Here is a 22420-nt window from a genome sequence, read left to right as displayed (position 1 = left end):
AAGGGCAAATGTGGTCATATATTCTCAAGCGTGTGCTCTTGATGATTCCCACTTTATTGGGTGTTTTAACGTTGACTTTTGCCGTGGTGCAATTTGTACCGGGTGGTCCAGTCGAGCAACTCATCTTAGAGTTAAAAGGGAAGGGCGATGCTGCTGTAAGTAGTGCCGAGTCATCGGGCGGAGGTAGTACGTATCGCGGTCGACAGGGAATCGATGCAGAGCGTTTGGCTCAAGTCAAAGCCTTATATGGTTTTGATAAGCCACCCCTAGAGCGTTATTTCATGATGCTAAAACGTTTTGCCCAGTTTGATTTAGGACAGAGCTATTACCAACATCAAAGTGTGTGGCAGTTAGTGGTTTCTAAATTACCGGTTTCTATCAGCATTGGTTTGTGGACTTTCTTCCTCACCTATATCGTCTCGATCCCGTTAGGAATTGCCAAGGCAGTGCGTGATGGCTCCCGTTTTGATGCGGTGACGAGCACCATGATTTTGGTGGGCTACGCTATCCCTGGTTTTGTATTGGGCGTATTGCTACTGGTTGTTTTTGGGGGAGGTAGTTTCTTACAGATCTTTCCACTACGGGGCCTCACCTCAGATAATTGGAGTGAGCTGACCTTGATGGGTAAGGTCATGGATTATTTGTGGCACTTGGTGCTGCCGATTACCGCCTCGGTCTTAGGTAGTTTTGCAGTAGTCACGATGTTAACGAAGAACTCTTTTTTGGAAGAGATTCGTAAACAGTATGTCTTGACTGCCAGAGCCAAAGGGCTCACCGAGAAACAGGTCTTGTGGAAGCATGTATTTCGTAACGCGCTACTGCCATTAGTTACTGGATTTCCGGCAGCGTTTATTGGCGCCTTCTTTACCGGTTCATTGCTGATCGAAACATTATTTTCGCTTGATGGCCTTGGGCTACTTGCTTATGAATCGGTGATGCGTCGGGATTACCCAGTAGTCTTTGGCACCTTATATCTCTTTACCCTGATTGGCTTGTTTACGAAGCTCATCTCTGATCTTTGTTATGTCTATATCGATCCCCGTATTCAGTTTGGTGCTGGGGGTGGCTCATGACTCGGTGGCAGCGATTTAAAAACAGTCGCATGGGTTACGCTAGCCTATGGATTTTTATGATCCTATTTGGTTTAAGCATGGGCGCTGAGTTGATTGCGAACGATAAGCCTTTGATCGTCCGTTACGAAGGAAAGTTTTACTTCCCGATTATCAAACCCCAAGCGGAAAGAGTATTTGGCGGTGACTTCGCCACCCCAGCCGATTTTTTAGATCCAGATATACGGCAGAACATCACCACCAAAGGAAACTGGGCCATTTACCCGCCCATTCCTTATAGTTATGAGACGCTCAATTACTTTTCCAAAGTACCCAATCCTGCGCCACCTTCTTTTGATAATTGGTTAGGTACCGATGACCGTGGGCGCGATGTTCTAGCCCGACTCATTTATGGTTTTCGTTTATCTATCCTATTTGGCTTGGCTTTGACTGTTGTGGGCGTGAGCGTTGGCATCATTACCGGCTCTTTAATGGGGTTCTTTGGGGGTAGGTTTGATCTGATCACTCAGCGATTGATTGAAATTTGGTCAGCGATGCCAGAGCTCTATCTGCTGATTATTTTTGCTTCTATTTTTAACCCCAGCATTTGGCTACTGATAATTTTGCTTGCTGCTTTTGGGTGGATGGGTTTATCGGACTATGTGCGCGCTGAATTTTTTCGTAACCGCGCACTGGAATATGTGCGGGCTGCGCGAGCATTAGGTCTGACTAATTTGCAAATTATGCGCCGCCATATCTTGCCTAATAGCTTGACTCCGGTGATTACCTTCCTTCCTTTCAGAATGAGTGCTGCTATTTTGTCGCTCACCAGTTTAGATTTTTTAGGTTTAGGTGTCCCCCCGGGGACGCCTAGCTTGGGCGAATTGCTCTCTCAAGGGAAGAGTAATTTAGATGCGTGGTGGATTTCTTTATCGACCTTTGTTGTCTTAGTGGCCACCTTACTGCTACTGACGTTCATGGGTGAGGCCCTACGCGATGCCTTTGATTCTCGTAAGGCAAATAGGATGAGTGGGGGGCGCTCATGAGTTCCCCTTTGCTCCGCTACGAAGATTTCTCAATCTCATTTGGTGCAGGCCGTCGCGAGAAATTTGCAGTCAGTCACCTCAATCTAGACATTGGTGTGGGTGAACGGGTTGCTTTGGTGGGCGAATCAGGTTCAGGCAAAACGCTGACTGCATTGGCGCCGCTCAGACTCGAACCGGAGAGCGCGAAAGCATCAGGCCGTATTTTGTGGAGTGGTAGCGCACAACAAGGGGGGCAAGGTGACGGCGCTCCTCGTGATTTACTGTCCTTGCCAATGCAAGATATTCGAGAGATTCGGGGGCGGGAGATTGCCATGATCTTTCAGGAGCCGATGACTGCTCTCAATCCCTTGTTTACAGTTGGCAATCAAATTGTTGAGGCTGTGCAGGTATATCAGCCACTGATTTCTAAAGCAGACTCGATGTCTGCCGCGATTGAATTACTAAAGAAGACTGGTATTCCAGAGCCTGAGAAACGCTTTCATGCATACCCGCATCAATTATCTGGAGGTCAACGCCAGCGTGCCATGATTGCTATGGCTTTGGCTTGTAAGCCACGACTCTTAATTGCAGATGAGCCGACTACTGCCTTGGATGTGAGCTTACGATTACAGATATTGGATCTATTAAAAGAACTTCAAGAAGAATCTAAAGACCATGGCGGTATGGCTATCTTATTGATTACACATGATCTTAATTTAGTGAAGCATTTTGCGCAACGGGTTGCGGTGCTCAATCAAGGCAATTTGATGGAGGCGGGCCCCACCAAAAAAGTGTTCCAGCATCCGGAAAATGCGTATACCAAAGCCCTAGTCAATAGCGAGCCAGTGCGTGACATTGCGCCGGTGATGCCTTTGGCGCCAGTACTATTAAAGACCGATAACTTATCCGTTTCTTATCCTGGCACTGAGTCTACTACGTGGTTCAAATCTGCACCACGCCATCAAGTATTGCGTAAGGTCAGTTTTGAACTCAAGCAGGGTCAGACCATCGGAGTGATTGGGGAGTCCGGGTCTGGTAAAACGACTTTAGGTATGGCGGTTTTAGGTTTGCTGGGAGATTCTGCTGCGCAGATTACTGGCGTAGTCGATGTCCTTGGAAGTGACTGGCAGAGATTGAAGCCTGTAGAGCGTCGCGCGATGCGTTCAAGCTTGCAGGTGATTTTTCAGGATCCTTTTGGCTCACTTTCTCCTCGTATGAGTGTGATGGATATTGTTGTGGAGGGATTGGATGTGCACTTCCCCAATCTATCCGCTACTGAGCGTGAATTGCGCGTCGTAGATATCTTGCGCGAAGTGGGTATTGATCGTTCTGCGCTCACCCGTTACCCCCATGAATTTTCTGGTGGTCAGCGCCAGCGTATTGCAATTGCACGCGCATTAATTTTGAAGCCACAGATCTTGGTGTTGGATGAGCCGACTTCGGCCTTAGATGTGTCGATACAAAAGCAAGTGCTTGCCTTGCTAACGGAGCTGCAAAAGAAGTACAACTTGGCTTATTTGATGATTAGTCATGATTTGGCAGTGATTCGTGCTATGTCTCATGAAGTGATGGTGCTCAAGGAAGGTAAGGTGGTCGAGTTTGGTGATACAGAAACACTCATTCATCATCCCCGTCAGGTCTATACCAAAGCCTTATTTGCGGCTGCAGAGCTCAGCTAACAAAGCACGAAGTTGTCACGAAGATGCCACGAAGTTGCCACAAAGGCACCAATATAGGGCTATTTATAAGCGCTTACTGCAAATAATCCAACAAAAACAAGTACTTAGCTTTAATTGGGATATTTGGTTAAATGCCGCTTCTTTGTTAAACTCGAGCAATGTCATTTTTTAAAGACCTCAACCCCCAAGGGATTTCTGTAAAGCGCTTAGCAAAGCAGCTGCCAGCAGCGCTCGCTACTTTTCTTGTCCTGAGTGCAGGCTCTACCTTTGCAGTGGATCCAGTTGCGGATGTTTCCAAAGAGACTTCCGTAGAAGTTGCTAAAGAAACCATGTTTCAGGCGGGTGTCTCTTACTTTGCTCGCGTATCTGATCGTTTAGCGGATTCTGTAACAGGAAAATCGGACCAATTAATTAATCGTGCGATGGAAGTCATTGGTGTTCGTTATCGCTGGGATACAGAGTTACCGCAATCCGGTTTAGATGGCAGTAGTTTTGTGGGCTATGTCTTTAAGGATAAGTTGGGCTTTTTATTGCCGCGTCAGTCAACTCAAATGAGCCGTATGGGCAAGCCGATTAATCGTGAAGAATTACAGCCCGGCGACTTGGTATTTTTTAATACGATGCGCCTCACTTTTTCCCATGTAGGGATTTACGTAGGCGACAATAAATTTATTCACTCTCCATCAAAAGGTACGAACGTTCGTGTGGATGATCTCAGCAGTCTCTATTGGGACAAACGCTTTGATGGTGCCCGTCGTTTGGATGGTAGTGATAACTTAGGTGATGCAGAGCGCAAAGAGTTGCTCAATGAAGTCAATAAACTTAAGCGCAAGTCTCGCAATCTGTAATTAAGGTACTGCGTACTGCAGCACTGTTAGAAACTGGCAGCTAAGCCGATCGATGTCCCGCGGATATTCTGACCAAATTGATACCGAAATACGACTCTGACTCTGCTAAAAATAGGGTCTGAAGCACTTCGATCGATTTCAAAACCGGTGCCCACTGAAGAGAGTGAATTAAATCCTAAGGCACCCCGAAGATTGCCTAAAAATTCGGTGTGAGCCACTTCAAATACGGCACGCAACGGCCGCTCCAATACTGTGAGGGGTGTCGGAATTCTCGTGCGTGCCCAGAGTCCTAAGCTTTGAGAATCTGCTGAGCCTTTCACAGCTGCTGAGGTATCAAACGTATTCATTGCAATATTGGTGTAACGCAGTTCAGCGTCATATTCGCGTTCGGGCTTGTAGTCTTCATAGTCCAGCATCAGTGAGCCCCCCAATCCATAGGCATTCATTCGACCACCATCCAAAAATTGCAAGTCCACTCCTTTTTGATTACTGAGATAGCGAGAGGCAATCGATATATCACTTTCCACGTGACCCAACATGACATTGGCGATAGGCCTAATGCGCAAGTTATCAGTGAATGGAAAGTCCTAGCCAACACCGCCGGTGCCTGTAATAATGTTCCAATGAACGGGTACGGTGACATTGCTTGCACCAATTCCATCAGTAAAAGTTGGATTAAAGCGATTCACTGCAATGGTGCCTTCGAGGTAGAGCGGAAAGTTTGCGCTGATACGATCTCCGCCACCTAATGAAATCATTTGAAGATTAGTGTTTTCACCACCCTTATCTTTGATCGATAAGGAGCCGGTCGTGACATCCGGGGTGAGCGAGTAAGCTGTAATCGTCATGAACGCATCCGTGCGCTTTTTGAGGTAGCTATTTACTGCGCTTGAAAACTGTGCGTGTGCAAACTGGGCTGGCAGAAGTAATGCCAGTGCTAAATATATTTTTGAAAGGAGATGAAAGAATTTCATGGGCAAACTATGGAGAACCGATACTATAAAACTATCCTTTGAGTTTTTCTTTTAGGGTCGTCATTTGCTCTTGAGCTGCCACTTCACCGGCTAAGATGGCCGCATTTCTGGACTTAAAGTCGCTCGCACTCATCTGTTTTAGGTGCGGGGTAATGACAATATCTGCATCTTTTAATTCATATTGGTTAATACTTCGCTGCATGATGGAGATGGTTTGCTGCATGACACCGAATGTGCCACTAGCATCTTGGTAGCCTGGTTCTGAGGAAATATTGACGGCAATGACGAAAGTCGCTCCCATTTGCCTTGCGTAACTGACGGGCACTGGAGCAACCAAGCCACCATCGACATACTCTTTACCGCTAATCACGGCTGGTTGAAAGACGCCCGGAACACTACAAGAGGCACGAACTGCTAATCCGGTATTGCCAGATCTAAATAAAATCCCTTTGCCAGACTGTAATTCGGTAGCGACAATGCCGAGTGGGATACGCATTTGTTCGATGGGTTTATTTTGCACCTCTCGATTGACCATCGCTTGAAGGGCATCCCCCTTGATGAGTCCGCCAAATCTTCCGGAGAAAGGCAGGCCCCAGTCTGCAATAGTGGCTTCATCTAAATTGAGAGCCAAACGGTTCAATTCACTGCCGGTAGCTCCAGAGGCTAAGAGGGCGGCAATCATGCTGCCTGCGCTGCTGCCAACCACGATATCGGGTCTGATGCCTTGAGCCTCTAGGGCTTTAATCACTCCAACATGGGCGAAACCCCGGGCAGCGCCAGCACCTAAAGCGAGGCCAATGACGGGTTTGCGACTACTCATGAGGCTACAGCCTGTCAGTCCAGATCCGCTGATTAATACCCCTAAACCAAGCCCTAGACTTAAAAAACGGCGTCTTTCTTCGATCTCAAAAGGGGGGTGCGGGGATTGGGGTGTTATTTCGTACATATAGCTATTGTATTGAGCCTCCCCTATAATGACAGCAGGTGTACGAAAAGGACTTCGTTTTAGTGCGGCTAGCTCTCCACATGACTTTAGAGATCAAATGCCCGTAGAAGCTAAAAAATACCACCAACGAACACTACCAACCCATTAGCGCATTACATTTTTTAAAGCCACATCAGACAGTTGTCTGATAACCCGACTTTTATGGACGATCACAAAAAACGCGTAATTGAAACAGCCCTCTTGTGCGCGCAAGAGCCACTGACCGTAAATGACCTCACACGTTTATTTACTGAGGACATTACTGTTAGTGAAATTGATGATGCTTTGCTTGAGCTTCAAAAAGCTTGGGATGATAAAGGTATGGAGTTAGTGCATATTGCCACGGGCTGGCGCTTTCAGAGTCGCTTGTCTATGCGTGAGTATCTTGATCGCCTTACCCCAGAAAAGCCGCCAAAGTATTCGCGTGCAGTGATGGAGACCTTGGCCATCATTGCCTATCGTCAACCCGTGACACGTGGTGAGATTGAGGAAATTCGGGGTGTTACTGTGAGCACTAATGTAATGAAGCAATTAGAAGATCGTGGCTGGGTTGAAGTCATTGGTCATAAAGAGACAGTGGGCCGGCCGGGTTTGTATGCCACCACCAAACAGTTTTTAGATGACTTAAGCCTCACGAATTTACAAAACTTGCCGATGCTAGAAGATGCAGCACCCATGGCAGCTGCAGAACACTTAGGTCAAGCAGTGATGGAGTTTGACGCATCAGCAACTGTCGAGACAGTCGTGATCGCTGAAGATGCAACCCAAGAAATCATTGATATCTCTATAGAAGAGCTACAAGATAAACCCACAGATGAACAAAAATAATTATTAATGACAAGCTCTAACAAAAACGATCCATCTTCCATTCCGCCTTCTGCGAATCAATCCGCTGCTAGTGTTGATGCGGCTGCTCCCCAAGCCGAAGGAGCAAAGATAGATGGACGAGAGGGTCGCGAAGGCGGACCACGCCGCCCACGTCGCCAAGGTTCTGGGCCTGGTGCAGGCGGAGGTACAGGTACGGGTAGGCATCCGGCTAACAAAAAACGTCCTTTTAATAAAGATCGCCCACGCAGAGAAGGTGGTGATACGAATGGCCCTCGCGAAGGCGGTGGTAATGCGGTAGTCAAGCTTGCACCCAACCCAGCGGAGATCGAAGCTTTGTTTGCTTCCGTAGTTTCTGGGGAATTTGATGCCGCCTTAGATGCTCCAGAAGTCGAAGAGCAAAAGAATCCAGATGGCATGAATGAGAATGAGATCTCTCATCAAACGGGTGCTGAGCGCCGTGCGCAGCGTGTACGTCATGATGAAGATGCTGATGTACCTAGTGAAGATGAGATGAGTAGTTTGCAGTTTGCAAACGTAGATGATTTGCCGCTGAGTTTGCGTGATGAAGTGTGGTCTGATCTTGATGGTTTAGATGACGATGCGGATGACGAAGATACTGTCAAGTTGCACAAAGTACTAGCTGATGTCGGGATGGGTTCACGTCGCGATATGGAGGATCTGATTATTCAAGGGCGCGTCTCGGTGAATAGTTTGCCTGCGCATATTGGTCAACGCATTGGGCCCACGGATCAAGTGCGAATTAACGGCAAACCTGTACACCGCAAGATTCAGACAAAACCACCGCGCGTTATTTTGTATCACAAGCCTGCCGGTGAAATCGTCAGTCAATCGGATCCAGAGGGTCGCCCAACGGTATTTGATCGCTTACCTAAACCGCGCCAAGGTCGTTGGATTGCGGTAGGCCGTTTGGACTTCAATACTGAAGGCTTGTTGTTGTTCACTACTTCCGGTGAATTAGCTAATCGCCTGATGCATCCGCGCTATGGAGTGGAGCGTGAATACGCGGTTCGCATTTTAGGGGAATTGAGCCAAGAAAATACGGCGCTATTAAAAAGCGGCATCACCTTAGATGATGGCCAAGCAAAATTCTTACGTCTTTCGATGGGCGGCGGTGACGGTGCGAACCGGTGGTATCACGTTGCCTTAACAGAGGGTCGTAACCGCGAGGTACGCCGGATGTTTGAGGCAGTAGGGCACACCGTTTCGCGTTTGCTGCGAACTCGTTATGGTATTTTCTTGCTCCCCCCGCGTTTAAGACGGGGTAAATGGGAAGAGCTTGAAGCAGGTGGCATCTTTAACTTGATGAAATCTGCTGGCTTAAGAATGCCTCAACCTACGGATAAGAACCGTAACCCAAATGCACAAGGTCGTGATAGACATACTGCTCCCTCAGGGGATTTCCAGCCAGACCCCATGCAAACCTCGGTGTCTTATTGGGGCTCGCGAGATGCTTTAACCCAAGCGAGCGGCCATCACAGCCTGACTCATCAGGGAAGAGGCGGTAAACCAGGGGGCGGCAATGGCAATGGCAGTGGTGGATCTGGAGAAGGACGAGGGCCTTTCCGAGGTCGTACGCAGGGCGGTCGACCCGGTGCAGGTGGTCAAGGCGGTGGTCAGGGAGCTCAAGGCCAAAATCGCAATAAAGGCAACAAAGTCCATCATGGACAGTCTGCTTTTGTGACTGCAAGCCCCCAAAGCCCCGGAAATGGACCTAAGCGGGGGGTGCCAAAAGGGCGCAAACCCTTCAATAAAGGCCCCAGAAAACCTCGAGATCCGGGCGAAAGCTTCTGATTTTGATGAGTTTTCCTCTAAATCGGCTATAATTTTGGACTGTTAGTAGTTTGCTGTTGTTTTGAGTGGTTACCGACTGATGTTGCGATCAACGTAAGTCGGCCTGTTCTGAATTTCGAGAATATGGGCTTTGAAGCCCATTTTTTTTTGCCGTTTTGTATTGAAGGGTTGTCGTGAAAGATCAGCGGATTATTTCTGCGGAGGTAGAAAACTTAGGTTACGCGCTAGTAGAGATTGAGCGCGAAGCGGGGGGTTTACTGCGTGTCACAATTGAAAACCCAGATTATGAGCGTTTGATTACGGTATTGGATTGCGAAAAAGTGAGTCATCAACTGAGCTACACATTGCCAGTCGAGAACATTCCTTTTGAGCGCTTGGAGATTTCTTCCCCAGGGCTAGATCGTCCGGTGAAGTCGGCGGCTGACTTTGAGCGTTTCTCCGGAATGGAAGTAGATTTGAAGTTGCGGGTTGCCGCTGGTAATCGTAAGAATTTTCGTGGTGTGTTGCAAGGCTTGTTAAGTGGTGAGTTGAATTCACCAGATGCGAAGTTTGGTTTGTTGTTTGAAGGCACCGATGGTGCCGAGTCTCAATTGGAGTTTTCTTTAGCCGAGGTCGATAAGACTCGGTTAGTCCCTGTTATTGATTTCAAAGGAAGAAAGTCATGAGTCGAGAAGTTCTCATGTTGGCAGACGCCTTAGCGCGTGAAAAGAACGTTGATGCTGAAATTGTGTTCGAGGCACTAGAAATGGCCTTGGCGTCAGCTACTAAAAAACGCTATACAACAGAAGATGTAGATATTCGGGTGTTGATTGATCGTGAGTCCGGTGAATACGAAACCTTCCGTCGTTGGTTGGTGGTTCCCGATGAAGCCGGTCTGCAAGAGCCAGATAAAGAGATCCTGCATTTCGAGGCTCAAGAGCAATTTACCGATATGGAAGTCGGTGAGTACATCGAAGAGCAAATTGAATCCTTAGCCTTTGGCCGTATTGGTGCCCAAGCGGCTAAGCAAGTCATCTTGCAACGTATTCGTGATGCTGAGCGTGAGCAGATTCTGAATGATTACCTAGATCGTGGCGAAAAAGTCATGACCGGTACAGTCAAACGTGCCGATAAGAATGGTTTGATCATTGAGTCTGGCCGTGTAGAAGCCCTATTACGCCGTGATCAGATGATTCCGAAAGAGAACTTACGTTCTGGCGATCGTGTGCGTGCTTATATCCTAAAAGTTGATCGTGAAGCCCGTGGTCCACAGATTGAGCTTTCCCGTACTTGCCCAGAGTTCTTGATCAAGTTGTTTGAGAATGAAGTCCCTGAAATGGAACAGGGTTTATTAGAGATTAAAGGTGCAGCTCGTGATCCTGGAATCCGCGCAAAGATTGCGGTCATTACTTATGACAAGCGTATTGATCCTATCGGTACTTGCGTTGGCGTTCGTGGTACCCGTGTTACAGCGGTACGTAACGAAGTGGCTGGCGAAGCGGTAGACATCGTCTTATGGTCTGAAGATCCTGCTCAGTTTGTGATCGGTGCATTGGCCCCAGCTCAAGTGTCATCCATTGTGGTGGATGAAGAGCGTCACGCGATGGATGTCGTAGTAGATGAAGAGAATTTGGCGATTGCAATTGGCCGTAGCGGACAAAATGTGCGTTTGGCGAGTGACTTAACCGGTTGGCAAATTAACATCATGACTCCCGAAGAGTCTGCAGAGAAAACCGAGAAAGAAGCTTCTTCTGTTCGTCAATTGTTTATGGACAAACTGGACGTTGACCAAGAAGTGGCTGATATCTTGATTGAAGAAGGCTTCAATACTTTAGAAGAGGTTGCTTACGTACCCCTTTCTGAGATGTTAGAAATCGATTCTTTCGATGAAGATACTGTCAATGAACTGCGTACTCGTGCACGTGACTCCTTATTGACTATGGAGTTGGCTAAAGAAGAGCGTGTTGGCGAAGTCTCACAAGATTTACGTTCCCTCGAGGGAATGACCACTGAATTGATTGCTAAGCTTGCTGACAATCAAGTGAACACGCGTGACGACTTAGCTGAACTAGCTGTTGATGAGCTGGTTGAGGCGACACAAATTGACGAAGAAACTGCGAAAACGCTCATCATGAAAGCGCGCGAACATTGGTTTACTTCATGAGAGGAAGTAGTACATGGCAACAACAGTAAAAGTACTCGCTAAAGAATTAAAACGTACCGCGCCAGATCTTTTGGAGCAGTTAAAAGCTGCTGGTGTTGAAAAAGGTTCTGAGGACGACAGCATCACCGAAAAAGATAAGACGGTGTTGCTCGAGCATTTGCAAAAAGCGCACGGCAGTGCCGATACGGGTAATCGTAAAAAGATTACGCTGATTAAGCGCGAGAACTCTGAAATTCGTCAGGCGGATTCTGCTGGACGTACTCGTACAGTTCAGGTGGAAGTGCGTAAGAAGCGAGTTTTAGTCAAACGTGGCGATGAAGCTGCAGCTCCTGCAGTGGAAGAGGCTCCGGAAGTGGTGGCTGCTACTCAAGCACCGGTTACATCAATCCTGTCTTCTCAAGAGCTAGAAAAACGTGCTGCTGAAGCAACTCGCCAAGCAGAGTTGCTAGCTCGTCAAGAAGCAGAAATGAAGGCGACAGTAGATGCTCGTCAAAAAGAAGCGGATGCTGCTAGTGCTGCTGAGCTTGCACCGGGTAAAGCAAAGCAGGCCAGTGATAGCGCTGCTCAAGAGAAAAAAGCACTTGCTGACAAAGCTACTAAAGAATTGGCAGAAGCTGGTAAGGCACAGTTAATTGAGATCGCCAAGCGCCGCTCTGCCGCTGAGGCTGAAGCATTGGCCATTCGTGACATGATGAGTGCGCCTGCGCGTGTGCTCAAGGCGCCGAGTGAAATTGCCGCTGAGGAAGCGAAGAAGGGCACATTACATAAGCCTGCCAAAGTTGAAGGTGCAGAAGATAAGAAAAAAGCGGTTGCTAAAGTGGGCGGTAAGACGATTAAGTCTGCTGAAACCTCTTCAACATGGCAAGAAGAAGGCGCTAAGAAGCCCACTGGCCTTAAGACCCGTGGTGATAACTTAGGTGGTGTAGGCGGTTGGCGTTCAGGCGGCGGCAGAAGAAAGCAACGTCAAATTGCTGAAGCGAACGTAGACACCAATTTCCAAGTTCCTACAGAAAAAGTAGTGCACGACGTTCAGGTTCCAGAAACCATTACGGTTGCCGAGCTAGCGCATGCCATGGCTGTGAAGAGTGCAGAAGTCATTAAGCTCTTAATGGGTATGGGCCAGATGGTCACTATCAACCAGATCTTGGATCAAGATACAGCCATGATCATCGTAGAAGAAATGGGCCACACAGCCCATGCTGCTAAGTTAGAGGATCCAGATTTAGATCTGGGTACCGCTGGTCATGATGCTGAGTTACTTCCACGTCCACCTGTAGTCACGGTGATGGGTCACGTTGACCACGGTAAAACATCTTTACTCGATAAGATTCGTGCCGCTAAAGTAGCAACGGGCGAGGCGGGTGGTATTACTCAGCACATTGGTGCCTACCATGTAGAAACACCGCGTGGCATGATTACCTTCCTCGATACTCCAGGTCACGAGGCTTTTACGGCTATGCGTGCTCGTGGAGCTAAAGCAACAGATATTGTGATTTTGGTAGTGGCGGCTGACGACGGTGTGATGCCGCAAACGAAAGAAGCGATTCATCATGCGCAAGCGGCTGGTGTACCGATTGTTGTAGCTATTAACAAAATCGATAAACCCGAAGCGAACTCTGAGCGCGTTAAAACTGAATTGGTTGCTGAGCAGGTAGTGCCTGAGGAATACGGTGGCGATGTGCCATTTATTCCCGTCTCTGCTAAAACTGGCGAAGGTATTGATGCTTTGCTCGAGAACGTATTGTTACAAGCAGAGATTTTGGAGCTCAAAGCAGCGCAAGCTGCCCCAGCTCAAGGCCTGGTCATTGAGGCGCGTTTAGACAAAGGTCGTGGCCCAGTAGCTACCGTACTTGTTCAGTCCGGTACTCTCAAGCGAGGCGATATGCTGTTAGCAGGATCTACCTACGGCCGTGTTCGTGCCATGCTAGATGAAAATGGTAAGCCATGTAATGAGGCAGGCCCTTCCATTCCGGTCGAGATTCAAGGTTTATCTGAAGTACCTGCTGCTGGTGAGTCTGTTCAAGTAGTGCCAGATGAGCGTAAGGCCCGTGAGATTGCACTCTTCCGTCAAGGTAAGTTCCGTGACGTGAAGTTGGCAAAACAACAGGCCTTCAAGCTAGAAACTATGATGGAAAATATGGAAGAGGGCGCTGTTGAAGCCAAACTCTTACCGTTAATCATCAAGGCTGATGTTCAGGGTTCACAAGAGGCTTTATCGCAGTCACTGCAAAAACTTTCTACAGCTGAAGTGAAGGTGCAAATTGTTCATGCAGCAGTAGGTGGTATTACTGAAACGGACGTCAATTTAGCGGTTGCTTCTAAGGCTACAATCATTGGCTTTAACTCCCGTGCAGATGGTGCAGCACGTAAGCTAGCAGAACATAATGGCGTGGAGATTCGTTATCACAATATTATTTATGATGCGGTCGATGAAGTGAAAGCAGCCTTAAGCGGTATGTTGACGCCAGACAAGAAAGAAGAAATCACCGGTATGGTGGAGATTCGTCAAGTCTTCTTGGTATCCAAAGTTGGCGCCATTGCGGGTTGCTTGGTGCTCGATGGCGTGGTCAAGCGTACGTCGAGTGTTCGTCTCTTGCGTGACAATATTGTTGTCTGGTCAGGTGAATTGGATTCTCTCAAGCGCTTCAAAGATGATGCCAAAGAAGTGCGCGCTGGTGTGGAGTGTGGCCTGTCATTAAAAGGCTATAACGACATTAAAGAAGGCGATCAATTGGAAGCGTTTGAAGTCACTGAAGTGGCTAGAACACTCTAAGCGTTCCTGAGTTAATGCATAAAACCAGTCCGCATCGCAACCAACGTCTCGCTGATCAAATCCAGCGAGACTTGGCCGAGCTTATTCCCCGTGAGTTACGTAGTCCTAGCTTGGGTTTAATTACCTTGCAAAGTATTGAGCTCACCCCGGATTTGGCACATGCAAAAGTGTTCTTTACAGTGTTAGGTGCCGAGCCCGAAGTAGCCTTAAAGGCGCTGCAGGATAAAGCAGGCTACCTCCATTCTTTATTGTTCAAGCGATTGCATATTCATACTGTGCCGACATTACATTTTCATTACGACGTCTCTGTAAAGCACGGTATTGAAATGTCCCAACTCATTGATCAAGCAGTGCGTAGTGATGACCGTAGCGATCACAAAGACGAGAACGTATAAAGATGTCTGTACGTATCGACGGCGTAGTATTGCTTGATAAACCTGCTGGCATGAGCTCGCAAGGTGCTGTGACAGCTGTGAAGCGTGCTTTTAATGCAGACAAAGCAGGCCACACCGGCACACTAGACCCCATGGCTACTGGTTTGCTGCCGATTTGTTTAGGTGAGGCCACAAAGTATTCTCAAGACTTACTAGAGGCAGATAAGACCTACATTGCGCAGGTCAAATTTGGCCAACGTACCGACACGGGCGATGCTGAAGGTGTAGTCATCGAAGAGCTGCCCTTACCTAGCTTTGCTGATGAGGCTGCTACTCTTATAGCGTTAAATGCTTTACTACCCAATTTTATGGGCCCAATTTCTCAAGTGCCACCGATGTATTCAGCGCTCAAGCGCGATGGTAAACCTTTATATGAATATGCCCGCGCAGGTGTTGAATTAGAGCGTACTCCACGCAATATTACGATCCATGCAATTCGTTGGACGCAGATTAATTGGCCTGAGGCTACTTTAGAAGTGCGTTGTAGTAAGGGTACTTACATTCGGGTGATCGCAGAAGATCTCGGTAAGGCATTAGGATGTGGCGCCCATTTAGTGGGCTTACGTCGAACTGAAGTCGGTCACTTAAGCTTGGAGCAGTCCTTTGCGTTGGAAAGTATTCAGCAAGGCTTGCAGGATAGCTCTACTTATATCTTACCGGTCGATGCCCTCTTGCAGACTTTGCCGCATATTACGATTGATGAGCAACAAGCGAAGCGCCTCGGACTCGGTCAACGCGTTCCTTTGGGTATTCCTTCGATAGAAGCCCTTGTACGTATTTATCGGGCTACTGCTGCTCCCCATAACTTTATTGGCACTGCTGATTGGCGCTCTGGAGTGTTGCACCCGAAGCGCTTGATTTCACAAACACCTTAATCACTTTTTATTAACCTTATTTTTTAACTTTAGAAGCTTCACATGACTAAACGCGCACTCCGTAATATTGCCATCATCGCCCACGTTGACCACGGTAAAACTACTTTGGTTGACCAGCTCTTGCGTCAATCTGGCACATTCCGCTCTAATGAAAAAATGACTGAACGGGTCATGGATTCAAACGACTTAGAAAAAGAACGTGGCATTACTATTTTGTCTAAGAACTGTGCTGTGGAGTATGACGGTACGCATATCAATATCGTAGATACACCAGGACATGCTGACTTCGGTGGTGAAGTAGAGCGTGTGCTCTCTATGGTAGACGGCGTGTTGCTCTTGGTAGATGCGGTCGAAGGTCCAATGCCTCAGACCCGTTTTGTTACTAAGAAAGCACTCGCACTGGGCCTCAAGCCAATCGTTGTGATTAACAAAGTAGATCGTCCAGGCGCACGAATTGACTATGTGATTAATGCTACTTTTGAGCTCTTTGATAAATTGGGTGCAACTGAAGAGCAGTTAGATTTCCCAATAGTGTATGCATCTGGCTTAAATGGCTATGCAGGTATGACTGATGATGTCCGCTCTGGTGATATGCGTCCTTTATTTGATGCGGTTCTCAAGTACGTCCCCGTGCGTGAGGATGATGTCGATGGTCCTTTACAGTTCCAGATTTCTTCGATTGACTACAACAGTTACGTTGGAAAAATTGGTGTTGGACGAATCAATCGCGGCAAATTAAGAGCCGGTATGGAAGTAGTGTGTATGAATGGTCCTGATGGCACTCCATTTAAGGGCCGTATTAATCAAGTACTCACCTTCAAAGGTTTGGAGCGAGAGGTGGTTGAAGAGGCTTATGCAGGTGATATTGCCTTGATCAACGGTATTGAAGAGTTAGCAATTGGAACGACAGTTTGTGCACCGGATAAACCAGATCCACTGCCAATGCTGAAGATTGATGAGCCTACACTCACTATGAACTTTATGGTGAATACGAGTCCTCTAGCGGGTCGTGAAGGTAAGTTTGTCACGAGCCGTCAAATTCGTGAGCGTTTAGATCGCGAATTAAAAGCCAATATGGCTCTGCGTGTTCGTCAAACTGATGACGATACTGTTTTTGAGGTTTCAGGTCGTGGCGAATTACATTTGACGATTTTGGTTGAAACCATGCGTCGCGAAGGCTATGAGATGGCAGTATCCCGTCCACGCGTTGTCTTCCATGAAGAAAACGGTGTCAAGATGGAGCCGTACGAGAACCTCACGGTTGACCTAGAGGATGCGACTCAAGGCAGCGTGATGGAAGAGCTCGGTAAGCGTAAGGGTGAGTTACTCGATATGGTGAGTGATGGTAAAGGTCGTACGCGCTTAGAGTACCGTATTCCGGCACGTGGTTTGATTGGTTTCCAAGGCGACTTTTTAACAATGACCCGTGGCAATGGCTTACTCAGTCACACCTTTGATTGTTATGCGCCTGCTAAGGATGGTGTTTTTGGCGAGCGTCATAACGGTGTACTGATTAGTCAAGACGATGGTGAGGCAGTTGCTTATGCCATCTGGAAATTACAAGATCGTGGCCGTATGTTTGTAAAACACGGTGACCCCGTGTACGAAGGTATGGTGATTGGGATTCATAGTCGTGATAACGACTTGGTAGTCAATCCAATTAAAGGTAAGCAATTAACTAACGTGCGCTCATCGGGTACGGATGAGGCAGTGCGTTTAGTTACTCCAATCGACCTAACTCTCGAGTACGCAGTGGAATTCATTAGTGATGATGAGCTCGTTGAAGTCACGCCTAAGAGTGTGCGTGTGCGTAAGCGTTACTTGAAAGAGCATGATCGCAAGAAGGCATCTCGCGAGTAATTGCGTACATCAGAAATGATGCTGAGATAGAGGCCACCTTCGGGTGGCTTTTATCTATGTAGTTGTCAAAATAATAAATATTCCCCAATACATACCCATATGCTGCCCTCTATTGAACAACGTCTTGCCCAAGAGTTATCCGCCAAACCCGCCCAGGTAGCGGCTGCCATAGCATTGATGGATGAGGGCGCTACTGTTCCCTTTATTGCCCGCTATCGGAAAGAGGCTACGGGAGGTTTGGATGACACTCAGTTACGTTTGCTGGAAGATCGCTTGGGATATTTGCGGGAGCTAGAGGAGCGACGCAAAGCGATTGTGGCATCGATTGAAGAGCAGGGCAAGATGACGCCTGAGTTGCTCAAAGCCATCATGCTGGCAGAAGATAAAACCCGTTTAGAAGATCTCTACTTGCCCTATAAAGTCAAACGGCGGACTAAGGCACAGATTGCTTTAGAGGCCGGGCTTGAGCCTCTGGCTAATGATTTACTTGCTAATCCTATGCTTGAGCCAGAAGTAGAGGCGGTTAAATATCTCAAAGAGGCATTTACCTCTGATCAGGGTGAGAACCCTGGCGTAGTTGATGCTAAAGCCGCTCTTGAAGGTGCCCGTCAAATTTTGATGGAGCGCTTTGCCGAAGATGCTGGTTTGGTGCAATCGCTTCGAACTTATTTGCAAGAGCACGGCGTTGTAGAGTCCAAGGTGATTGCCGGCAAAGAGCAAGAGGGTGAAAAATTCTCAGATTATTTTGATTACTCTGAGCCCATCTCCGCAATTCCATCGCATCGGGCCCTAGCTTTATTTAGAGGCCGTCGCGAGCAAATGTTGATGGTCAATCTTCGCCTAGATACCGAAGCAGAAAAACCCAGGTGGGATGCCCCTCACAATCCATGTGAATCCCGCATTGCCAATCAATTTAAGATAAAAAATGAAGGCCGCCCTGCTGATCAGTGGTTGGGGGAGACTGTGCGTTGGACTTGGCGTATTAAGTGCTCTATGCATCTAGAGTCTGAGTTGATGAGCGCCTTACGTGAACGCTCTGAAGTTGAAGCAATTAACGTCTTTGCTCGTAACTTGAAGGCCTTGCTCTTGGCTGCACCTGCCGGCCCCAAAGTCACGATTGGTTTAGATCCGGGGATGCGAACCGGCGTCAAGGTCGCGGTAGTCGATGCTACTGGTAAGGTTGTAGATACAGAGGTGATCTATCCCCATCAACCTAAAAATGATTGGAGCGGATCTTTACATACTCTGGCTAAGTTGGCAGAAAAGCATCAAGCGACACTTATCTCGATTGGTAACGGCACGGCTTCGCGAGAAACCGACAAGTTGGCGCAGGACTTAATGCAAGCTAAACCAGAGCTCAAGTTAACGAAGATTGTGGTCTCTGAAGCTGGGGCATCCGTCTACTCTGCCTCAGAATATGCGTCAAAGGAGTTGCCCAATATGGATGTCTCCTTACGTGGGGCAGTGTCGATTGCAAGAAGGTTGCAGGATCCTTTAGCAGAATTAGTCAAGATTGATCCTAAGTCGATTGGGGTAGGTCAATATCAGCATGATGTGATGCAAACCCAGTTAGCGAAGTCTTTATTAGCTGTTGTGGAAGATTGTGTCAATGCTGTCGGGGTAGATGTGAACACGGCATCAGCCCCTTTGCTAGCTCGAGTATCGGGTTTAAGTGCTACGGTAGCGGAAGGCATTGTCGCCTATCGGGATTTGCATGGCGCCTTTCAATCTCGAGCAGAATTACGCAGTGTGCCGCGTTTAGGTGATAAAACCTTTGAGCAAGCCGCTGGCTTTCTACGCATCATGAATGGCATTGATCCCTTAGATGCCTCAGCGGTTCACCCCGAATCCTATCCTTTAGTGGAAAAGATTCTGAAAGATATTCAGAAAGGGGTCAAGGAGGTGATTGGTGATGCTGGAATACTGCATAGTCTGAAGCCGGAAAAATACGCTGATGCCAAGTTTGGGCTGCCGACAGTCACTGACATCATTAAAGAATTAGAAAAGCCAGGACGTGATCCGCGGCCAGAGTTCACAACAGCTACGTTTAAAGAGGGTATTGAGAAAATCAGCGATCTTAAGGCGGAGATGATTCTAGAAGGGGTAGTGACCAACGTAGCTGCATTTGGGGCGTTTGTGGATATTGGTGTTCACCAAGATGGATTGGTCCATATCTCTGCTTTAGCAAATACCTTTGTAAAAGATCCGCACACAGTTGTGAAGGCAGGGCAGGTTGTTAAAGTCAAAGTGCTTGAAGTCGATGAACAGCGCAAGCGGATTGCCTTGACTATGCGTCTCTCAGATGAAGCGCCAAAGACGAGCGGCTCAAAGCCAATGCAAAACATGTCTCATAAAGCAAAGCCCTCAAAAAATCCTGAGCTAAGAAGACCTCAGGAGGATAGAAGAATTACGCCTCCTATCAATAATGCTATGGCTGAAGCTTTGCGTAAATTGAAGTCTTGAAAGCATTCAAGTTATCTATCAAAAAAGTCATTAACCTTTTTGACGGATGCGAATAGCTATTACCCACTGAGGCATGAGGCTTATTTGCCTCATTAAAATTACCTATATAGCGTAATTTTTCTCATCGCCTCAATGGAACCTAATGCACACGCCCTATCAAAATGATATATTATGGAGGCCTATCAAATTGATAGGTAGCGCAAGTGAGTAAGCTCAGTAAGAGCCAAATTCAAATGCAAATTCGACATGCAGCAGAAGAGTCCATTAACGTAACGATTACCCTTCACGCCAGTATTCGAATGCGTGAACGCAAGATTACCAATGCAATGGTATTTGATGTACTACGGCATGGCTTACTTAAGCGAGAGCCAGAGACGGACCTCAGGCATCGCGGTATGCAGTGTCAAATGGAGCGATATTGTGGCGGTAGCAACATATCAGTGGTGGTCAATGTCGATTTTCCATCTAATGGAGTGATTGTGATAACAGTATTTAGGGTTTTATGGAAAATAAAATGCTTCATTACACTGATGGCGGCCTAAAAAACGTCTGGCTTCAAAATGGCTTTGAGGTTCGCAAGACTCCCTATGGCAAGGGCATTGCTATCCATGATATTGATGGCTTAATCAAGGTGATTTGCTTGGCCCTGATCAATAAATCGAGCGCACTTACCGGGGTTGAATTTCGGTATCTGCGTAGCGGTGGAATGATCTTATCTCAGGCTGGTTTAGCAAAAATGATGGGGATTGATGCCCAAACTGTTGCTCGCTGGGAAAAACATGGCCGAGTACCAAAGTGGGCCGATAAAATGTTACGGGTTTTATACTCCGACCATGCCGATGGCAATCAAACCATCCGATCCGTCATTACCAGAATCAGCACAGTAGAAAGACTCATTCATCAAAAGATTGTGGTTCGAGAGGTTCGTAATAAGGGCTGGAGATCAGATTTAGTGGATGTAGAAAAAGCGATTGCGTAAAAGATGTGATCTACCCAGCTTTTTTTAGCAAGAAGCTCAGGCCCTAAAGGGTTTGATGAGTGTGTCTAATCCCATTGAATCATTCGTATGTCTCCGCTCGTCAATCGAATTTCGTAGTAATTTCACTTCTTTGCAACTGAGCTTACGAAGTTTCTTACGATCCATGCCATAAGTATCTATGAGGTAGCGCATCCGCGACAGACAGATTTGTAGTCGAATCAACCAGTAGATCCCAATCAGCCCTGGCGCCAGTATCAGCAGAAAAATACTCATGTCTTATCCAATGAAAAAGGCCGTCGAATAGACGGCCTGGTATTGCTTAAAGGGAGACCCAACAACGCACTTATTTCACCAATAGCACGGGTTGCTTTGCATTGCTACTTACTTTCTGTGCAATAGAGCCCATGACGGTATCCAAGATTCCAGATCTACCTTTAGATCCCATGACGATCATGTCAGACTTTTCCTTATTGGCTAAGGTAATAATTTCAGTAGCAACATTGCCGCGCTTAATAACCATACTATGTTTAACACCTGCAGCAGCCAGTACTTTTTGAGCGCCTCTAAGCTCTTTCTCACTGACTTCTCTCAGGTAGTCATCTATCACGCTGCTAGAGACAAATTCCTTTACGTGACCCAGGCCAATATCATCATGGACGCTAATTAAAGTCACCGTACATTTGCTTTGCAAATCTTTCGCTAATTTAGCAACATATTTAGCAGCATTTAATGAAGACTTAGAGCCGTCCACCGGTAATAGTATTTTCAATTTTTTCACCTATTTTCTGAAGTAGATAGATTGCGTCTAGATATATTCAATGTACTCTTGTAGCCACAATAAATCTATCAATAGCCTAGTAATTCATTAGGTTATTACTTGCTTACATTACTTCAGAAAAGCATCGTAAAAAGTTTTGATGATTAATGCTGTGGCTAAGATGAAGAATCCCTTACGAATAAAGGTATTGCCATGTTTAATGGCGATACGGGTACCAATTTGGCTGCCCATCAGGTTGGCAACAGCCAGGGCAACGCCGATTTTCCAGTCAAAGAAGCCCAAGAAGAGAAAGACACAAAGCGCGCCCAAATTGGAGGCAATATTTAAACATTTAGCCGGTGCTGCAGCGCGTAGAAAGTCATAGCCAAGCACGCGGGTATAGAGCATCTTATAAAAAGCACCTGCACCAGGCCCAAGAAAGCCGTCATAAAAACCAATCACTCCAGCGCCAGTCGAGGCAATCGCTTTTTGCTGATGGTGTTGGTGCTTAGGTTGGTGTACCAATCCAGCGCTAGATTTGATATTAAATATGAGCAATGCCATGAGTAAAAACGGTAAAGCTCCTCTGATCCACTCTGTCGGAATTTGAGTGACTAAATAAGCGCCGCCAACTGAAGCAAAGAAGGCCACCGATGAAGACATCATCACTAGCGCCCAGGGGATTTTATTGACCTTAGCGTACTGTATGGTGGCGCCGATCGTACCAATCACTGAGGCAAATTTATTCACCGATAGTAGGGTAGCTGGTGGAAAGCCAGGTAAAGCGGCAAATAAGGCCGGCACTTGAATCATGCCACCACCACCGATGATAGAGTCAACTAGGCCAGCTAAGAGGGCAAGGGTAAGTAAGAGACTCAGATCAAAAGCGGAAAGTTCAAACATAGGTATTTTTATTATTCTTTAATGAATGCTGCC

The 22420-nt window shown here is 47.1% G+C and carries 21 protein-coding genes; 15 read left to right on the top strand and 6 right to left on the bottom strand.

The features are described 5' to 3' along the window. Positions 1-8 precede the first annotated feature (8 nt). The 4 genes from DCO16_RS02285 to DCO16_RS02270 all read left to right on the top strand — a co-directional run bounded on the left by DCO16_RS02285 (position 9) and on the right by DCO16_RS02270 (position 4601). Positions 9-1073: a microcin C ABC transporter permease YejB gene (locus DCO16_RS02285; RefSeq protein WP_173942162.1), complete on the top strand. Its 1065-nt coding sequence runs from the start codon at positions 9-11 to the stop codon at positions 1071-1073. After that, complete coding sequence (locus DCO16_RS02280) at positions 1070-2095, top strand: ABC transporter permease (protein ID WP_173942161.1); 1026 nt, start codon at positions 1070-1072, stop codon at positions 2093-2095. Before DCO16_RS02285 ends, DCO16_RS02280 begins: the two co-directional genes overlap by 4 nt. Next, positions 2092-3753 (top strand): ABC transporter ATP-binding protein, encoded by a 1662-nt coding sequence (locus DCO16_RS02275; protein ID WP_173942160.1) that lies wholly within the window; start codon positions 2092-2094, stop codon positions 3751-3753. Before DCO16_RS02280 ends, DCO16_RS02275 begins: the two co-directional genes overlap by 4 nt. A 158-nt stretch (positions 3754-3911) precedes the next feature. Then, complete coding sequence (locus DCO16_RS02270; RefSeq protein ID WP_173942159.1) at positions 3912-4601, top strand: C40 family peptidase; 690 nt, start codon at positions 3912-3914, stop codon at positions 4599-4601. A 26-nt stretch (positions 4602-4627) separates the two neighbouring features. Here the strand turns inward: DCO16_RS02270 and DCO16_RS11175 are convergent, their stop codons facing one another. The 3 genes from DCO16_RS11175 to DCO16_RS02260 are packed head-to-tail and all read right to left on the bottom strand — an operon-like array spanning position 4628 to position 6521. Further along, positions 4628-5140: a hypothetical protein gene (locus tag DCO16_RS11175; protein ID WP_217426684.1), complete on the bottom strand. Its 513-nt coding sequence runs from the start codon at positions 5138-5140 to the stop codon at positions 4628-4630. A 48-nt stretch (positions 5141-5188) separates the two neighbouring features. Beyond that, positions 5189-5575, bottom strand: coding sequence for a hypothetical protein (locus DCO16_RS11170; protein ID WP_217426683.1), 387 nt, complete (start codon positions 5573-5575; stop codon positions 5189-5191). A 31-nt stretch (positions 5576-5606) separates the two neighbouring features. Continuing rightward, the gene (locus DCO16_RS02260) at positions 5607-6521 is read right to left on the bottom strand and encodes a patatin-like phospholipase family protein (protein WP_173942158.1); all 915 of its coding nucleotides are present in this window, start codon (positions 6519-6521) and stop codon (positions 5607-5609) included. A 201-nt stretch (positions 6522-6722) separates the two neighbouring features. Between DCO16_RS02260 and scpB the strand changes: the two genes are divergently transcribed. The 11 genes from scpB to DCO16_RS02205 all read left to right on the top strand — a co-directional run bounded on the left by scpB (position 6723) and on the right by DCO16_RS02205 (position 20727). Next, a complete protein-coding gene (gene scpB / locus DCO16_RS02255; RefSeq protein ID WP_173942157.1) occupies positions 6723-7388 on the top strand; it encodes an SMC-Scp complex subunit ScpB in 666 nt (221 codons plus the stop codon). Positions 7389-7394: 6 nt separating this feature from the next. Continuing rightward, positions 7395-9200, top strand: a complete 1806-nt coding sequence (locus tag DCO16_RS02250; protein ID WP_173942156.1) for a pseudouridine synthase — start codon at positions 7395-7397, stop codon at positions 9198-9200. Between the two features lie 173 nt (positions 9201-9373). Next, positions 9374-9865 (top strand): ribosome maturation factor RimP, encoded by a 492-nt coding sequence (gene rimP / locus DCO16_RS02245; RefSeq protein ID WP_173942155.1) that lies wholly within the window; start codon positions 9374-9376, stop codon positions 9863-9865. Continuing rightward, positions 9862-11343, top strand: a complete 1482-nt coding sequence (gene nusA / locus DCO16_RS02240; RefSeq protein WP_173942154.1) for a transcription termination factor NusA — start codon at positions 9862-9864, stop codon at positions 11341-11343. Before rimP ends, nusA begins: the two co-directional genes overlap by 4 nt. A gap of 13 nt (positions 11344-11356) precedes the next feature. Next, positions 11357-14116: a translation initiation factor IF-2 gene (gene infB / locus DCO16_RS02235; protein ID WP_173942153.1), complete on the top strand. Its 2760-nt coding sequence runs from the start codon at positions 11357-11359 to the stop codon at positions 14114-14116. A gap of 14 nt (positions 14117-14130) precedes the next feature. Beyond that, on the top strand, positions 14131-14511 hold the full coding sequence (gene rbfA / locus DCO16_RS02230; RefSeq protein WP_173942152.1) for a 30S ribosome-binding factor RbfA: 381 nt from the start codon (positions 14131-14133) through the stop codon (positions 14509-14511). A 2-nt stretch (positions 14512-14513) separates the two neighbouring features. Next, entirely contained in the window at positions 14514-15425 is a 912-nt protein-coding gene (gene truB / locus DCO16_RS02225; protein ID WP_173942151.1) for a tRNA pseudouridine(55) synthase TruB, read from the top strand. Positions 15426-15467: 42 nt separating this feature from the next. Continuing rightward, positions 15468-17285, top strand: a complete 1818-nt coding sequence (gene typA / locus DCO16_RS02220) for a translational GTPase TypA (RefSeq protein ID WP_173942150.1) — start codon at positions 15468-15470, stop codon at positions 17283-17285. Between the two features lie 99 nt (positions 17286-17384). After that, a complete protein-coding gene (locus DCO16_RS02215; RefSeq protein WP_173942149.1) occupies positions 17385-19748 on the top strand; it encodes a Tex family protein in 2364 nt (787 codons plus the stop codon). A 203-nt stretch (positions 19749-19951) separates the two neighbouring features. After that, on the top strand, positions 19952-20290 hold the full coding sequence (locus tag DCO16_RS02210; protein ID WP_173942148.1) for a DUF4258 domain-containing protein: 339 nt from the start codon (positions 19952-19954) through the stop codon (positions 20288-20290). After that, complete coding sequence (locus tag DCO16_RS02205; RefSeq protein WP_173942147.1) at positions 20263-20727, top strand: helix-turn-helix domain-containing protein; 465 nt, start codon at positions 20263-20265, stop codon at positions 20725-20727. Before DCO16_RS02210 ends, DCO16_RS02205 begins: the two co-directional genes overlap by 28 nt. A gap of 36 nt (positions 20728-20763) precedes the next feature. Here DCO16_RS02205 and DCO16_RS02200 read toward each other — a convergent pair whose 3' ends face one another. From DCO16_RS02200 to DCO16_RS02190, 3 genes are all read right to left on the bottom strand, one after another. Next, positions 20764-21000: a hypothetical protein gene (locus tag DCO16_RS02200; protein WP_173942146.1), complete on the bottom strand. Its 237-nt coding sequence runs from the start codon at positions 20998-21000 to the stop codon at positions 20764-20766. Positions 21001-21070: 70 nt separating this feature from the next. After that, positions 21071-21505 (bottom strand): universal stress protein, encoded by a 435-nt coding sequence (locus DCO16_RS02195; RefSeq protein WP_254598076.1) that lies wholly within the window; start codon positions 21503-21505, stop codon positions 21071-21073. 108 nt (positions 21506-21613) lie between these two features. Further along, positions 21614-22387: a TSUP family transporter gene (locus DCO16_RS02190; RefSeq protein WP_173942144.1), complete on the bottom strand. Its 774-nt coding sequence runs from the start codon at positions 22385-22387 to the stop codon at positions 21614-21616. Between the last annotated feature and the right edge of the window lie 33 nt (positions 22388-22420).

Source organism: Polynucleobacter antarcticus (assembly GCF_013307245.1).
Classification (GTDB): Bacteria; Pseudomonadota; Gammaproteobacteria; order Burkholderiales; family Burkholderiaceae; genus Polynucleobacter; species Polynucleobacter antarcticus.
This window is presented reverse-complemented; position numbering and strand designations above follow the sequence as displayed.